We start from the raw sequence: 14,897 nt of genomic DNA, 5'->3' as shown, positions 1-14,897 counted from the left end.
TAAGGGGCGCGGGGAACTGCGCGACAAGCCACGACGGTCCGCAGCCAACGAACGACCCCGCAGCCCCGCCCCCCTCACAGCTCGGCCAACAACTCGGCCTTCTTCATGGAGAACTCCTCATCCGTGACGAGCCCAGCCTCATGAAGCTCCCCAAGATGCCGGATCCGGTCGGCAATGTCGGCCGGATCCCGCCGCGCCCCGGCCCCGGCCGCGCTCCCGGCTCCGGCCCCCGGACTCTCGGGCAGGGGAGCCGAAGCCCCACCGGTCCGAACAGCGGCGAGCACCGACGCCGCGAACGGCAACGACTCATGAACCGGCCCGTACCCCAGCCCGAAAACCACGGCGGCCGGATCCTGATCCGCCTGAGGCGGCTGGGAAATCCCGTCACGGCGCAGCAGCCGCAGATGTCCCTCGAAGACCTCGGGCGAGCGCCACTCGACACCGCACAGGTCGGACACGGCGAAACCCTGGTCGCCGGCCTTCCACTTGGCGGAGGACGCCCCCGTCCAGAACCACCGGAAGTGCACGGACTTCCCGTCGAAGGACGCCTTCCCGTCGTACGCCTTGAACTGGAGCGGCGATTCGGGCGGCCGGACCAGATAGCGCTCGGCGGGCCCCGGGTCGTTGGTCGCGAGCAGCGCCCGCAGTTCGTCCGCGTAGTACTCGGCGAGCGTCTCCCGCTCGGCGGGCAGCACAAGCCGATAGGGGTCGGACCCCTCCTTGAGCTGTCCGGCCGCCGCCTCCATGAGCGGATCCGCTCCCGGTCTCGGCTCGGCGCGCAGGACGACCGTCCCGCGCTTGCCGGGCGTGAGCGTCACCGCGGCGATCGCGTCGAGCGGGATGCGGCGCTCACCGAGCGCCTGGAACAGCTTCGGCGTGCGGATCCCCCGTTCGAAGCGGATGAGCACGGAGTCGGACTCGAACTCCCAGGCGGCATGAAATCCGGCCAGTACGTCACCCATGCGGGCCATCGTATGCGGCATGCGCTTCGTAGTCCCCTCCCTGAGCAGACCGCACTTTCTTCGTTCTCTACGCGCGTCCGACTTCAGCCGTGTCGGACAAACCCTCCCGGCACACGTCATCCTCCCGGGCGCAGCGCACCGCGCCGTACGCGCCAATCCCGATCTCGGCGAAGTTCCGCAGGCTGTCGGTGCCGGGCACGAAATAGCCCGTGTGTCCCCGTGCGCCCCGGGCCGACAGCACCCGCGCGCCGAACTCCGCGGACATCGGATCGGCCCCGTGACCGAGCCCGCCGACCTCCAGATGCGGTACGTCCTCGATCCAGTCGTCGGAGTCCCGTACGGCCCACACCCGGGCGGAGGTGCGCAGCTGCGCGGCCCTCTCGACCCGCATACCGGGGCTGCCCGCCACCGCTATGTCGGAGACCCGGGAGGGCAGCGAGTGCGCGGCGACACCGCAGACGACCGAGCCGTAGCTGTGGCAGTACAGGGCCACGCCGGAGCGTCCGGGCAGCGCCCGGACCAGGGCGTTGAGCCGGACCGCGCCCTCCTCGGCGCGAATCCCGGTGGCCGCGTCCATGCCGAGCCCGCTGGGCGCCGTGTAGTCGGCCCAGGCGATGACTGCCGTACGCGTCTCCGGGCTCGCGGCCCGCTCGGCGCTGTGGAGCGACTTCGCCATGCCGACGGGCGCCGAGTACGTCCGGTTGGTGCGCTGGAACGTCAGGAGGTTGGTGTCGACGCCGGGCACCACGACCGAGACCCGCTCGGCGCTGTCCAGGTCTCCGAAGACCTCGGCGACCCGGCCCGAGCCCATCGGGTCGAAGGCGAGGATGCGGCGCTCGCCGCTCATCAGGTCCTCGTACCGGTGCATCCGGCGGCCGGCCTCGTGCTGTCCGGTCGGTGAGAGCCGGTCGTCGTGCATGCGTTTGAGCTCGACCTTGCGTGCCTGGTCGAGGGCGATGTGGTTGGCGCGGTAGCGGAGCTGTACCGGCGCCCCGTTCATGTTGCCCACCGCCAGCGGATAGCGGGCGGCGAGCCGGACCCGCTGCCGCGCGTCGAGCGAGGCGAAGAAGTGGGCCAGCCGGGCGGGCGTCGTGTCGTCCGGGTCGGGCAGGCGATGTCCGCCTATGTGACCGCGTTCCCAGGCGGACAGCGACGCCGCGAGCGGTGTGGTCGCGCCCCGGTGGTTGCGCACGGCTGTCCAGCCGGTGGTCCCGAGCATCACGAACACCACGGCCAGCGCGAGCAACATGCGCCAGACGTTCAGTTGGGGGGTGGAGTCGAAGGAAGTCACTGAAAGGACACACTAGGAGAACGAGAGTGTCTCGCGTTAACCGAGTGAGGCGGATCACGTTTCAGGAGGGGTAATTGGGTAAAACCGGGCGCATATTGAGTCGTCCGGTCACCCTGTGTAGGTGCGTGCCGAGCCCTGCCACAGGCGGAGTTCGACCCTGCGTGCGACTGTCGTCACTGAGTGTCCGTACGGTCGTTCCCGCCGTCCGTATGCCAGTTCTCCGCCAGCGCGGGCCCCACCTGATCGAGATAAGAGGCGGTCAGCTCACGCATCGCCGCCACGCTGAAGTCCTCGCCCGCGCCCCAGAGCCGGCCCGTCAGCCGCATCACCCCGCCGAAAACGGCCATGGCCACGCGCGGCCGCGGATCGGTGTCCACGTCGAGGCCCTCACGCTCGGCGATCACTCGCGCCAGTTCCTCCTCCAGTCCCTCATGGCGGCGCAGGTGGGCGGCGAGCAGCGCGGGCGTCGACTCGATCAACTGGAATGCCCGCATGTGCAGTTCGAGCGGGATGACGGCCTCGATGGCCTCACCGATGGTGTCCCAACTCGCCATGACGGCCCGGCGCAGCGCCTCCAACGGGGCCTCGTGGGAAGGGCGTCCGCGCACCGCCTCGACGAAATGCGACTCGGCCATCTCCTGGACGGCGAAGGCGGCGTCCTCCTTGCCCGCGAAGTACCGGAAGAACGTGCGCTGCGAGACGTCGACGGCCTCGACGATCTCGTCGACGGTCGTCCGCTCGTACCCCTGGGTCGTGAACAGCTCCAGGGCGGCCCGCACCAGGGCGTCCCGGGTGCGCTGCTTCTTGAGCTCGCGCAGCCCCGGCCGTGACGCCGTGTCCATGGAACCTCTTCCCGTCTTCGTCCTTCTGCTTCTGATTCGTCCCTCCGGCGCGCCGGAGGGATCCGCACAGGTGTCCGTTCGCCCAGCTGAGCCTATCCGTGGGTGACGTGACAGTTACCGACTTGTGAATTGGTTTGTCAACTGTCAGTGGCTGTCATTAGCCTCGATGCATGACTAGTCAGACCACCGTCGACACGACCGGCCCGGCCGACAAGGCCCCGCCCGCCGCCTCCGGTCCGACCCCGGGCAAGGGGCTGCGCGGCCACCCTTGGTACACCCTGTTCACCGTGGCCGTGGGCGTGATGATGGTGGCCCTGGACGGCACCATCGTGGCCATCGCCAACCCGGCCATCCAGAAGGACCTGAACGCCAGCTTCGCGGACGTCCAGTGGATCACCAACGGCTACTTCCTCGCGCTCGCCGTCACCCTGATCACGGCGGGCAAGCTCGGTGACCGCTTCGGCCACCGGCAGACCTTCCTGATAGGAGTGGTCGGCTTCGCGGCGGCCTCGGGCGCCATCGGCCTCTCCGACAGCATCGCCTTCGTGGTCGTCTTCCGAGTGCTCCAGGGCCTGTTCGGCGCACTGCTGATGCCGGCCGCGCTCGGTCTGCTGCGCGCCACCTTCCCGGCCGAGAAGCTGAACATGGCGATCGGCATCTGGGGCATGGTCATCGGCGCCTCCACCGCCGGTGGCCCGATCCTCGGCGGTGTGCTCGTCGAGCACGTCAGCTGGCAGTCCGTCTTCTTCATCAACGTGCCGGTCGGCATCATCGCGGTCGTACTCGGCGTGGTGATCCTCACCGACCACCGCGCGGAGAACGCGCCGCGCTCCTTCGACCTCCCCGGCATCGCCCTGCTGTCCGGCGCCATGTTCTGCCTGGTCTGGGCGCTCATCAAGGCCCCCGAGTGGGGCTGGGGCGACGCCATGACGTGGTCGTTCCTGGCCATCTCGGTGCTCGGCTTCGGACTGTTCGCGTACTGGGAGAACCGGGTCGCCGAGCCGCTCATCCCGCTCGGGCTCTTCCGCTCGGTGGCGCTGTCGGCCGGTGTGGTCCTGATGGTGCTCATGGCGATCGCCTTCATGGGCGGCCTGTTCTTCGTCACCTTCTACCTGCAGAACGTGCACGGGATGAGCCCGATCGACGCGGGCCTGCACCTGCTGCCGCTCACCGGCATGATGATCGTCGGCTCGCCCCTGGCCGGCGCGATGATCACCAAGACGGGACCGCGCATCCCGCTCGCGGGCGGCATGGCGCTCACGGCCATCGCCATGTTCGGTGTGTCGACGCTGGAGACGGACACGAGCAGCGGGCTCATGTCGATCTGGTTCGCGCTCCTCGGTCTCGGCCTCGCGCCGGTCATGGTCGGCGCCACGGAGGTCATCGTGGGCAACGCGCCGATGGAGCTCTCCGGTGTCGCCGGCGGTCTCCAGCAGGCCGCGATGCAGATCGGCGGCAGCCTCGGTACGGCGGTCCTGGGTGCCGTGATGGCCTCCAAGGTCGACGGCGACCTCGCGGGCAACTGGGCGGGCGCGGGCCTTCCGCAGCTCACCCCGGTCCAGCTCGACCAGGCCAAGGAGGCGGTTCAGGTCGGCGCGGCGCCGGTGGCACCGGGCACGCCGCCCGAGATCGCCGAGAAGATCACGGGCGTCGCGCACGACACGTTCATCTCCGGCATGAGCCTGGCGAGCCTTGTCGCGGCCGGTGTGGCCTTCGTGGCCATCTTCGTCGCCTTCCTCACCAAGCGGGGTGCCAACGCGGAAGCGGGCGCGGGAGTCGGACACATCTAGTCCGCCCGTCGCTCACCTCTGTAGGCCATCTCCGGCCCGGCCCCGCCGAGTTCACCCGGCGGGGCTTTCGCCTATCAGGGTGACGCCGTTCCGTATGACTTTCATATCGGTCGCGCCGCAGGTCAGAGTGCTCTCAACTGGTCCGTGGGAAGCGGGCAGTTCGGTGAGTCCGGGGCGCGCTGCCGGAGGGGGGCAGCGCGCCCCGGAAGCCGGAGGAGAAAAGGTACGGGTCTGAACCGAACGGCCCGGGGTACCCGACTTCCGAGCCCGAACCGGCCGGCATTCGGCCGGCTCAGAGGTCCAGGGAGTTGATGATGACGGGCTTCGGTCACACCACGCGCAAGCACCCTCGCTCACGTCGCCGTACGGGGTCACGGAGCGGGCCGGACCGCGCGACGCTTGGAATCATCGGAGTCATCTGCGCGGTCGCCGGTTTCTTCGTGCTGGGGATCATCCTCGGCCCGCTGGCGATCGTCTGCGGATGGCTGGCCATGGGACGCCGCTGGAACGGCGCCCGCCCACTGCCGGCGGTGATCGCGCTCGTACTCGGCGCGATAGACACGATCCTGGCGATCGTGTGGATGGCCGGAACGGCGGGCCCCGGCAACGGGATGTTCTAGCCGGACAGTGAGAGACCGTGCTGCGGGTTGTTCGTCGGCAGCGGGTCGTGTGTGGCTGATCGCGCAGTTCCCCGCGCCCCTAAAGGCTGAAAGACAGGGGCGGAGCCCCGTCTTTCAGGGGCGCGGGGAACTGCGCGACCAGCCCCCACTCACCCGCACCCGACGAACACCCGCACACACCGCTCAACTCAGCCGCTCAACCGCTCCTCCGCAACGACAGACGCCGGCTCGGACAACGCGGCAACCTGCGCCCGCAGGGCGCGCACCTCCTCCGCCAGCTCCTCGATCGCCGCGGTCTGCCGCCGCTCCTCCACATCGTCCGACTCGAACCGCGATATGAACCACGCGGCGATATTGGCGGTCACGACACCGAGAAGAGCGATCCCGGACAGCATCAGCCCGACCGCTATCATCCGCCCGAGCCCGGTGGTCGGAGCGTGGTCGCCGTACCCCACGGTCGTCATCGTGGTGAACGACCACCACACCGCGTCACCCAGCGTCCTGATGTTGCCCTCGGGCGACTCCCGTTCGACGGACAGCACGGCGAGCGAGCCGAACATCAGCAGCGCCACCACCGCACCCACCACATACGTGGTCAGCCGTATCTGCGGCGCGATCCGGGCCCGCTGCCCGACGAGCAGCAGGGTGGAGACGAGCCGCAGCAGCCGGATCGGCTGGATGAGCGGCAACAGCACCGCACACAGATCGAGCCAGTGCGTACGGACGAACTCCCGCCGCCGGTCGGTGAGAACGAGCCGTACGAGATAGTCCAGGGCGAACAGCCCCCAGACCGCCCACTCCACCCTCGTGCACCAGGAGGTCACCTCCCGGTCGGCCTCGGGCCACACGATCGGCACGGCATAGGCAACGGCAAACGCCACCGCAAGCCCCAACAAGGGCCGCTGCGTACGCTGCTCCCAACGCTCCTGCGCCGACTGCTGCTTCATGCGCGCATAGTAGAAAACGCGAAGGGGCGGCGTGACCAGTGGCCACACCACCCCTACCGCACTGTGCTAGACGCACCTCTGGTCTTTTGGCCTTTCAGCGGCGCGCCGACCCGCGTCTTCAGGCTCGCGTCAACCCGTGTGCTTTTAGGGGCGCGGGGAACTGCGCGCCCAGCCCCCACGCACCCGCAGACAACAACCGCACCCCGCGCGGAGCCCTACGCATCTCCACCAGCGGCGCCGGGATCGGCTGCGGCGGCATCCAGCAACTGATACCGATCAATCGCCTGCTTGAGCACAGACCGATCAACCTTGCCCTCACGCGCGAGCTCCGTCAGCACCCCCACCACGATCGACTGCGCGTCGATGTGGAAGAACCGCCGAGCGGCCCCCCGGGTATCGGCGAAGCCGAACCCATCGGCACCCAGCGACTGGTAAGTGCCCGGCACCCAGCGAGCGATCTGGTCCGGAACCGACCGCATCCAGTCGGAAACAGCCACGAACGGACCCTCGGCCCCGCTCAACTTCCGCGTCACATAAGGAACCTGCTGCTCCTCCTCGGGGTGCAGCAGGTTGTGCCGCTCCACCTCGACGGCCTCGCGCCGCAACTCGTTCCAGGAGGTCGCCGACCAGACATCGGCTCGTACGTTCCACTCCTCGGCGAGGATCCGCTGGGCCTCGACGGCCCACGGCACGGCGACACCGGACGCCATGATCTGTGCCGGGACGGAGCCCGAAGTGCCTTCCGCGAAGCGGTGGATGCCCTTCAGGATGCCTTCGACATCCACGCCCTCCGGCTCGGCGGGGTGCTGGATCGGCTCGTTGTAGACGGTGAGGTAGTAGAAGACGTCCTCGCCGTGCGGGTGCTCGGCGGACGAGCCGTACATCCGCCGCAGCCCGTCCTTCACGATGTGCGCGATCTCGAACCCGTAGGCCGGGTCGTACGCGACACAGCCCGGGTTCGTCGAGGCGAGCAACTGCGAGTGCCCGTCCGCGTGCTGTAGACCCTCACCGGTCAGAGTCGTACGACCGGCGGTCGCGCCCAGTACGAAGCCGCGCGACAACTGGTCGGCCATCTGCCAGAACTGGTCGCCGGTGCGCTGGAATCCGAACATCGAGTAGAAGACGTACACCGGGATGAGCGGCTCGCCGTGCGTCGCGTAGGCAGAGCCGGCCGCGATCAGCGAGGCCGTGCAGCCCGCCTCGGAGATGCCGTCGTGCAGCATCTGGCCGGTCGGCGACTCCTTGTACGCGAGGAGCAGGTCGCGGTCCACGGCCTCGTACTGCTGGCCGAGCGGGTTGTAGATCTTCGCGCTCGGGAAGAACGAGTCCATGCCGAACGTGCGGTACTCGTCCGGCGCGATCAGCACGAACCGCTTGCCGATCTCCTTGTCCCGCATGAGGTCCTTGAGCAGCCGGACGAACGCCATGGTGGTGGCGATCGACTGCTGACCCGAACCCTTCTTCACACTCGCGTACGTCTTGTCCTCGGGCAGTGCGAGCGGCTTCGACCGCACGACGCGCGTCGGGACGTACCCGCCGAGCCCCTTGCGGCGGTCGTGCATGTACTGGATCTCCTCCGAGTTCCGGCCCGGGTGGTAGTACGGCGGCGCGCCGGACTCCAGCTCCTGGTCGGAGATCGGCAGGTGCAGCCGGTCGCGGAAACCCTTGAGGTCGGCGACGGTCAGCTTCTTCATCTGGTGCGTGGCGTTGCGGCCCTCGAAGTTCGGGCCGAGCGTCCAGCCCTTGACCGTCTGCGCGAGGATCACGGTCGGCTGGCCGCTGTGCGCCTTGGCCGCCGCGTACGCCGCGTAGACCTTCTTGTGGTCGTGACCGCCGCGGCCCAGGTGCAGGATCTGGTCGTCGGTCATGTTCTCGACCATCGCCCGCAGCCGGTGGTCGTGACCGAAGAAGTGGTCGCGGATGTACGCGCCGGTCTCGGTGGCGTACGTCTGGAACTGTCCGTCGGGCGTGGTGTTCAGCTGGTTGACGAGCACGCCGTCGCGGTCCTGCGCGAGCAGCGGGTCCCAACTGCGGTCCCAGACCAGCTTGATGACGTTCCAGCCGGCGCCGCGGAACTGCGACTCCAGCTCCTGGATGATCTTGCCGTTGCCGCGCACCGGACCGTCGAGCCGCTGCAGATTGCAGTTGACGACGAAGGTGAGGTTGTCCAGGCCCTCGCGCGCGGCGATGGACAGCTGGCCGAGCGACTCGGGCTCGTCCATCTCGCCGTCACCGAGAAACGCCCAAACGTGGGACTTGGAGGTGTCCGCGATACCGCGCGCCTCCATGTAGCGGTTCATGCGCGCCTGGAAGATCGCACCGAGCGGACCGAGGCCCATTGAGACCGTCGGGAACTCCCAGAAGTCCGGCATCGACCGCGGATGCGGGTACGACGACAGGCCGTTCGGCGCCTTCGACTTCTCCTGGCGGAAGGCGTCGAGCTGCTGCTCGCTCAGCCGGTCCAGCATGAACGCGCGGGCGTAGATGCCGGGGGAGGCGTGCCCCTGGAAGAAGATCTGGTCGCCGCCGTCGCCCTCGTCCTTGCCGCGGAAGAAGTGGTTGAAGCCCACGTCGTAGAGGGAGGCGGAGGACGCGAAGGTGGCGATGTGGCCGCCGACGCCGATTCCGGGTCGCTGGGCCCTGGACACCATCACGGCCGCGTTCCAGCGGGTCGCGTTGAGGATCTTGCGCTCGATCTCCTCGTTGCCGGGGAAGAACGGCTCGTCCTTGGTGGCGATGGTGTTGACGTAGTCCGTGCTGCGCATCTCCGGCACGGCCACGCGCTTCTCGCGGGCCCGTTCGATCAGCCGCAGCATGAGATAGCGGGCCCGCTCCCGGCCCCGCTGGTCGACGGCGGCGTCGAGGGAGTCGAGCCACTCCTGGGTCTCTTCTGGATCGAAGTCAGGGACCTGACTCGGAAGGCCGCCAATGATGATCGGGTTGCGATCGGGTCCGGAAGCCACGCTGTTCCTTCGCTCTCAGGGGGCCGCTTTTTCTCGGTTTTTCCCGGTTTTTTCTTGGGAGGTCTCTCTGGTTATCTGGGTCTCTGCACCGTTCCCCATCGTGTACCTCGGGGGCGGAAACGTCATCTCTACCGAGAGGTAACCGAGACGTTCGTCCCGTCTCCCCAAGGGCGGGCCCGGCAAATCGCAACGATACGCCCGACCCATGACGCGTACCGCAAAGCCTTTCGAGTCCCGTACCCTCGTAGGGTTCGTAAATCCACAAATGGGGCAGATTGGTGTGGTGTGCGTCACCAATGGCCAGGATTCTCTGCCTGGAGTTGCGGCGACACGGTCCGGATCGTCACCGTTTCGGCGGTCCCGACGGCCGGGTACTTGCGCGATCCGCCCCGCCCGTGTGGACTACGGCCAATGCTTCGCGCACGCGCGTGGCTTGAACTTCCCCAAGCTCCAGGCTTCGCCCGAGCAGGGGGAGACCCCATTACCGAACATGATCAGGAGGCAACCCGTGAGCGCGACCGCGGACCACGCGGAGGAGCGGACGAGCCTGGCCACCAGGCTGGGATTCCAGCCCGAGCAGGTGGTCCAGGAGATCGGCTTCGACGACGACGTCGACCAGGAGCTCCGCGAGGCCATTGAAGAAGTCATCGGCAGCGAGCTCATGGACGAGGAGTACGACGACGTCGCCGACGCCGTAGTGCTCTGGTTCCGTGACGACGACGGCGACCTGACGGACGCGCTGGTGGATGCCACCACGTACGTCGAAGAGGGCGGCGCCGTCCTGCTGCTGACGCCGAAGACCGGCCGAGACGGGTATGTGGAGCCCAGCGACATCGCGGAAGCCGCGACGACCGCGGGTCTGTCCCAGACCAAGAGCATCAGCGTGGGGAAGGACTGGAGCGGGACCCGGCTGGCTACGCCGAAGGCGGCCAAGTCAAAGCGGTGACGCTCCGCTGAGTTGGGCGGGGGTTCAGGGGTTGGCACCCCTGGGCCCCCGTTTTTCGTGCCTCGGCTTTCGTTGTCGGCTGCGGGTGCGCTGTGGCTGGTCGCGCAGTTCCCCGCGCCCCTGAATACTTCAGCCCCGCCGGCAAAGAGTCAGCCTCTCCGGCGTTTGAGGAGCGGGGGTTCGGGGGCGGAGCCCCTGAGTCAGTGACGGGAATGGGTAGGGGCGGCGGGGGCGAAAAGGGGTCTCTGCGTAGGGTGGGTGCCCCGAACGGCCCCACGGACCCCACGGAAGGGATGCAGGACCATGACGATCGAGGTCGGCGACAAGGCCCCGGACTTCGAGCTGAAGGACAACCACGGCGCCACCGTGAAGCTCTCCGACTTCCGCGGCGCCAAGAATGTGGTGCTGCTCTTCTACCCCTTCGCCTTCACCGGCGTCTGCACGGGCGAACTGTGCGCCCTGCGGGACAACCTCCCGCAGTTCTCCGACCGCGACACCCAGCTGCTCGCCGTCTCCAACGACTCCATCCACACCCTGCGCGTCTTCGCCGAGCAGGAGGGCCTGGAGTACCCGCTGCTGTCCGACTTCTGGCCGCACGGCGAGGTCTCGCGCGCGTACGGGGTCTTCGCCGAGGACAAGGGCTGCGCGGTACGCGGCACCTTCGTCATCGACAAGGAGGGCATCGTCCGCTGGACCGTCGTCAACGCCCTGCCGGACGCCCGTGACCTGAACGAGTACGTGACGGCGCTCGACAGCCTCTGATCCCGGCGTGATCCCGGTGTCATCCCCGCCTGATCGCGGCCTGATCCCGGCTCCGTGACCGGCCTGTGATGCCGACACTCTGGGATTCTTCACGCCCAGGGCCTGCGGCGGCGGGGAACCCCTCACTAGGATCGACACGTTGATCCGATACCAACGCACTACGGGGCGCACCGCCCCTGGACACCAATGGGAGGACTCGTGGGAGTCAGCCTCAGCAAGGGCGGCAACGTATCGCTGTCGAAGGAGGCCCCGGGACTGACCGCGGTCATCATCGGTCTGGGGTGGGACATCCGCACCACCACCGGTACCGACTTCGACCTCGACGCCAGTGCCATCCTCACGCAAGCAGACGGCAAGGTCAGCAGTGACGCCAACTTCGTGTTCTTCAACAACCTGAAGAGCCCGGACGGCTCGGTCGAGCACACCGGTGACAACACCACCGGTGAGGGCGAGGGCGACGACGAGCAGATCAAGGTCAACCTCGCCGGCGTCCCCGCCGACATCGAGAAGATCGTCTTCCCGGTCTCGATCTACGACGCCGAGAACCGCCAGCAGTCGTTCGGCCAGGTGCGCAACGCGTTCATCCGCGTCGTGAACCAGGCGGGCGAGGCGGAGATCGCCCGGTACGACCTTTCCGAGGACGCCTCCACGGAGACCGCGATGGTCTTCGGCGAGCTGTACCGCCACGGTGCGGAGTGGAAGTTCCGCGCCATCGGTCAGGGGTATGCCTCAGGTCTGCGCGGCATCGCGCAGGACTTCGGCGTCAACGTCTGAGCCACCCCGGGGTCGTCGTCCGGCCCCGGGCAGCTTCAATCCGCTTCACCTTTTTTCCGTCCGGCGTCGCACACTCCTAGTGCGGCGCCGGACGTGCTGGACAACCCAATGGCTTGACCGGGGAGGACAAGGATCATGGGCGTCACGCTCGCCAAGGGGGGCAATGTCTCCCTCTCCAAGGCCGCACCGAACCTCACACAGGTGATGATCGGGCTCGGCTGGGACGCACGCTCGACCACCGGAGCAGACTTCGACCTCGATGCCAGCGCGCTGCTGTGCAACTCGGGGCGGGTGCTCGGTGACGAGTGGTTCATCTTCTACAACCAGCTCAAGAGCCCGGACGGCTCGGTCGAGCACACCGGGGACAACCTCACGGGTGAGGGTGACGGCGACGACGAATCCCTCCTGATCGACCTCTCCAAGGTGCCCGCCAACGTAGACAAGATCGTCTTCCCGGTCTCGATCCACGACGCGGACAACCGCGGCCAGACCTTCGGTCAGGTCAGCAACGCCTTCATCCGGGTCGTCAACCAGGCCGACGGCCAGGAGCTGGCCCGCTACGACCTCTCCGAGGACGCCTCCACGGAGACCGCGATGATCTTCGGCGAGGTCTACCGGTACGGCGCCGAATGGAAGTTCCGCGCGGTGGGACAGGGGTACGCGTCCGGACTGCGGGGCATCGCCCTGGACTTCGGGGTCAACGTCTCGTAGGGCCGCCGGGTCCGGGGAAGGTGCCCCCGGTGACCGAAGGAGAGGCCGTCGCCCGCCGTGCACCGAAAGCAGTGTGGCGGGCGGGGCCGAAGGCGCTTCACTGGCGTCCGCACCCTCTGGACCTGCGACTCTCCGGGTGGGGTGGCCCGGCCCTCTCGTCCGAGGGGCCGTCCCTCTAGACTTTGTGGTCAATGTTTCGTAAAGCCGGGTACGGCGGGGGGAAACCCCCTCCGGACTTCGTCCGGGGATAGCCCCCCATACTCACGATTGGGTAGCCAGTGGTTCTGAAAACCTTCGGCTGGTCGTTCGCGGTCACCGCGCTCGGCTTGGTCGCAGCGGTGCTGATCGACGGATGGACCGCGTTCGGGATCGTGCTGATCCTGTCCATCCTCGAGATCTCGCTGTCCTTCGACAACGCTGTGGTCAACGCCGGAATCCTGAAGAAGATGAGTGCCTTCTGGCAGAAGATCTTCCTCACCGTCGGCATCCTGATCGCCGTATTCGGAATGCGGCTCGTCTTCCCGGTCGTGATCGTCGCGATCAGCGCCTCCCTCGGCCCCATCGAGGCGGTCGACCTGGCGCTCAACGACGCCGACCGTTACCAGGAACTGGTCACCGACGCCCACCCGTCGATCGCCGCCTTCGGTGGCATGTTCCTGTTGATGATCTTCCTCGACTTCATCTTCGAGGACCGTGACATCAAGTGGCTCGGCTGGCTGGAGCGCCCGCTGGCCAAGCTCGGCAAGGTCGACATGCTGTCGGCCTGCATCGCCATGATCATCCTGCTGATCACCGCGCTGTACCTCGCCCCGAAGGCCCACCTGCACGCCGGATCCGCCGACAAGGCGGAGACGGTCCTGCTCTCCGGCCTCGCCGGCCTCATCACCTACCTCGTGGTCGGCGGGCTCTCCGGCTTCTTCGAGAACCGTCTCGAGGAAGCGGAGGAGCGCGAGCACGAGCAAGAGGAGGAGGCCAAGCGCAGCGGCAAGCAGGTCTCCGCGGGGGCACTCGTCGGCAAGGCCGCCTTCTTCATGTTCCTGTACCTGGAGGTCCTGGACGCGTCGTTCTCCTTCGACGGCGTCATCGGCGCCTTCGCCATCACGAACGACATCATCCTGATGGCCCTGGGTCTCGGCATCGGCGCCATGTACGTCCGGTCGCTCACGGTCTACCTGGTCCGCCAGGGCACCCTCGACGACTACGTCTACCTGGAGCACGGCGCGCACTACGCGATCGGCGCCCTCGCCGGCATCCTGCTCATCACGATCCGCTTCGAGGTCAACGAGATCATCACCGGCCTCATCGGTGTCGTCCTCATCGCCTGGTCCTTCTGGTCCTCCGTCCGCCGCAACCGGGCAATCGCGGCCGCAGAGGGAAAAGCTGAGGCCTCGGACGACAAGGCTGAAATCTCGTCCGGGGTGTGACACAGCTCCGAGTGAGGAACGCTCTGTGAGGGGCGGCCGTCGAGGGATTCCTCGCGGCCGCCCCGGCGCATTCATCGAGGTGAACAGGGAAGCGTGGGGGCGGGAATGAGCTTCTGGGAAGGCCTGTGGCGCGGCCGGTCGACAGACTTCGACTCGGGCAGCGCGGCGACCAACGCCATCGAACTGACCAAACGGAACCAGACGATCTCACTCACCAAGCAGGGCGCGGCCACCGGCAACCTCCGCATCAACCTGTCCTGGCGGATGCGCACCTCCGACATAGGCGGGTCCCAGCGGGACAGCCTGCTGCGCCACCCCTTCAAGGCCTTCAAGCCGGACGTGGTGCAGGCGCACACCCAGAGCATGGTCAACGTCGACCTCGACCTGGGCTGCATGTACGAGCTGGCGGACGGCACCAAGGGAGTCGTCCAGCCACTCGGCGGCTTCCTGGGCGAGCTCAACGGCGCGCCGTACGTGAAGCTCAGCGGTGACGACCGCTTCGGCTCCGGCTCGGGCGAGACGATCTTCGTCAACCTCGACCACCGCGAGCAGATCAAGCGGCTTCTGGTCTTCGTCTACATCTACGACCAGACCCCCGCCTTCGACCGTACGCACGCGATCGTGACGCTCTTCCCGAGCAACGGCCCCCGGATCGAGATCGGCCTCGACGAGCGGCACTCGCAGGCCAGGTCCTGCGCGGTCGTCATGATCGAGAACATCAAGAACGAGCTGGTGGTGCGGCGCGAGGTGAAGTTCGTGTACGGGTTCCAGGCGGAGCTGGACCGGCTCTATGGGTGGGGACTTCAGTGGGGTCGCGGTTATAAGACGAAAGCCGACCGCTGACCACGCGCTGCCGCTGGGCTTG

At 67.7% G+C, this 14,897-nt stretch carries 13 protein-coding genes; 8 read left to right on the top strand and 5 right to left on the bottom strand.

What is annotated here, in order from left to right:
- Nucleotides 1-74 precede the first annotated feature (74 nt).
- The 3 genes from ACFWXQ_RS28105 to ACFWXQ_RS28095 all read right to left on the bottom strand — a co-directional run bounded on the left by ACFWXQ_RS28105 (nt 75) and on the right by ACFWXQ_RS28095 (nt 3,095).
- Nucleotides 75-971 carry a DUF4429 domain-containing protein gene (locus ACFWXQ_RS28105; protein ID WP_383945425.1) on the bottom strand — a complete coding sequence of 299 codons (897 nt, stop codon included), beginning with the start codon at nt 969-971 and terminating at the stop codon, nt 75-77.
- Between the two features lie 58 nt (nt 972-1,029).
- Nucleotides 1,030-2,253 (bottom strand): alpha/beta hydrolase, encoded by a 1,224-nt coding sequence (locus ACFWXQ_RS28100; protein ID WP_383945359.1) that lies wholly within the window; start codon nt 2,251-2,253, stop codon nt 1,030-1,032.
- Nucleotides 2,254-2,426: 173 nt separating this feature from the next.
- Nucleotides 2,427-3,095, bottom strand: coding sequence for a TetR/AcrR family transcriptional regulator (locus ACFWXQ_RS28095; protein WP_383945356.1), 669 nt, complete (start codon nt 3,093-3,095; stop codon nt 2,427-2,429).
- A gap of 170 nt (nt 3,096-3,265) precedes the next feature.
- On the opposite strand from ACFWXQ_RS28095, the gene ACFWXQ_RS28090 reads away from it, so the two are divergent.
- Nucleotides 3,266-4,885: an MFS transporter gene (locus ACFWXQ_RS28090; protein WP_383945353.1), complete on the top strand. Its 1,620-nt coding sequence runs from the start codon at nt 3,266-3,268 to the stop codon at nt 4,883-4,885.
- Nucleotides 4,886-5,196: 311 nt separating this feature from the next.
- A complete protein-coding gene (locus ACFWXQ_RS28085; RefSeq protein WP_383945350.1) occupies nt 5,197-5,505 on the top strand; it encodes a small hydrophobic protein in 309 nt (102 codons plus the stop codon).
- 188 nt (nt 5,506-5,693) lie between these two features.
- Here ACFWXQ_RS28085 and ACFWXQ_RS28080 read toward each other — a convergent pair whose 3' ends face one another.
- Together ACFWXQ_RS28080 and aceE are read right to left on the bottom strand one after the other, a co-directional pair.
- The gene (locus ACFWXQ_RS28080; RefSeq protein WP_383936262.1) at nt 5,694-6,452 is read right to left on the bottom strand and encodes a potassium channel family protein; all 759 of its coding nucleotides are present in this window, start codon (nt 6,450-6,452) and stop codon (nt 5,694-5,696) included.
- A gap of 215 nt (nt 6,453-6,667) precedes the next feature.
- Nucleotides 6,668-9,415, bottom strand: coding sequence for a pyruvate dehydrogenase (acetyl-transferring), homodimeric type (aceE, locus tag ACFWXQ_RS28075; protein ID WP_383936264.1), 2,748 nt, complete (start codon nt 9,413-9,415; stop codon nt 6,668-6,670).
- Nucleotides 9,416-9,923: 508 nt separating this feature from the next.
- Here aceE and ACFWXQ_RS28070 point away from each other — a divergent pair.
- The 6 genes from ACFWXQ_RS28070 (at nt 9,924) to ACFWXQ_RS28045 (ending at nt 14,875) form a co-directional block, all read left to right on the top strand.
- Nucleotides 9,924-10,361, top strand: coding sequence for a DUF3052 domain-containing protein (locus ACFWXQ_RS28070; RefSeq protein ID WP_055611766.1), 438 nt, complete (start codon nt 9,924-9,926; stop codon nt 10,359-10,361).
- 303 nt (nt 10,362-10,664) lie between these two features.
- The gene (locus tag ACFWXQ_RS28065) at nt 10,665-11,123 is read left to right on the top strand and encodes a peroxiredoxin (RefSeq protein WP_189838067.1); all 459 of its coding nucleotides are present in this window, start codon (nt 10,665-10,667) and stop codon (nt 11,121-11,123) included.
- 198 nt (nt 11,124-11,321) lie between these two features.
- Entirely contained in the window at nt 11,322-11,897 is a 576-nt protein-coding gene (locus ACFWXQ_RS28060) for a TerD family protein (protein WP_383936267.1), read from the top strand.
- Between the two features lie 135 nt (nt 11,898-12,032).
- Nucleotides 12,033-12,608, top strand: a complete 576-nt coding sequence (locus ACFWXQ_RS28055) for a TerD family protein (protein WP_055617906.1) — start codon at nt 12,033-12,035, stop codon at nt 12,606-12,608.
- Between the two features lie 278 nt (nt 12,609-12,886).
- The gene (locus ACFWXQ_RS28050; RefSeq protein WP_383936269.1) at nt 12,887-14,032 is read left to right on the top strand and encodes a DUF475 domain-containing protein; all 1,146 of its coding nucleotides are present in this window, start codon (nt 12,887-12,889) and stop codon (nt 14,030-14,032) included.
- Nucleotides 14,033-14,137: 105 nt separating this feature from the next.
- Nucleotides 14,138-14,875, top strand: a complete 738-nt coding sequence (locus tag ACFWXQ_RS28045; protein ID WP_200398437.1) for a Tellurium resistance — start codon at nt 14,138-14,140, stop codon at nt 14,873-14,875.
- Nucleotides 14,876-14,897 lie beyond the last annotated feature (22 nt).

The organism is Streptomyces sp. NPDC058697 (assembly GCF_042715345.1).
GTDB classification, from domain to species: domain Bacteria; phylum Actinomycetota; class Actinomycetes; order Streptomycetales; family Streptomycetaceae; genus Streptomyces; species Streptomyces liliifuscus.
Note: the sequence above shows the minus strand (reverse complement) of the source record. Positions and strands in the feature narration are given on the sequence as shown.

What these genes read in the sequence shown, in the direction of transcription:
- ACFWXQ_RS28105 (WP_383945425.1), bottom strand. Translation starts at nt 971, where the DNA reads ATGGCCCGCATGGGTGACGTACTGGCCGGATTTCATGCCGCCTGGGAG.
- ACFWXQ_RS28095 (WP_383945356.1), bottom strand. Translation starts at nt 3,095, where the DNA reads ATGGACACGGCGTCACGGCCGGGGCTGCGCGAGCTCAAGAAGCAGCGC.
- ACFWXQ_RS28090 (WP_383945353.1), top strand. Translation starts at nt 3,266, where the DNA reads ATGACTAGTCAGACCACCGTCGACACGACCGGCCCGGCCGACAAGGCC.
- ACFWXQ_RS28085 (WP_383945350.1), top strand. Translation starts at nt 5,197, where the DNA reads ATGATGACGGGCTTCGGTCACACCACGCGCAAGCACCCTCGCTCACGT.
- ACFWXQ_RS28080 (WP_383936262.1), bottom strand. Translation starts at nt 6,452, where the DNA reads ATGAAGCAGCAGTCGGCGCAGGAGCGTTGGGAGCAGCGTACGCAGCGG.
- ACFWXQ_RS28065 (WP_189838067.1), top strand. Translation starts at nt 10,665, where the DNA reads ATGACGATCGAGGTCGGCGACAAGGCCCCGGACTTCGAGCTGAAGGAC.
- ACFWXQ_RS28055 (WP_055617906.1), top strand. Translation starts at nt 12,033, where the DNA reads ATGGGCGTCACGCTCGCCAAGGGGGGCAATGTCTCCCTCTCCAAGGCC.
- ACFWXQ_RS28045 (WP_200398437.1), top strand. Translation starts at nt 14,138, where the DNA reads ATGAGCTTCTGGGAAGGCCTGTGGCGCGGCCGGTCGACAGACTTCGAC.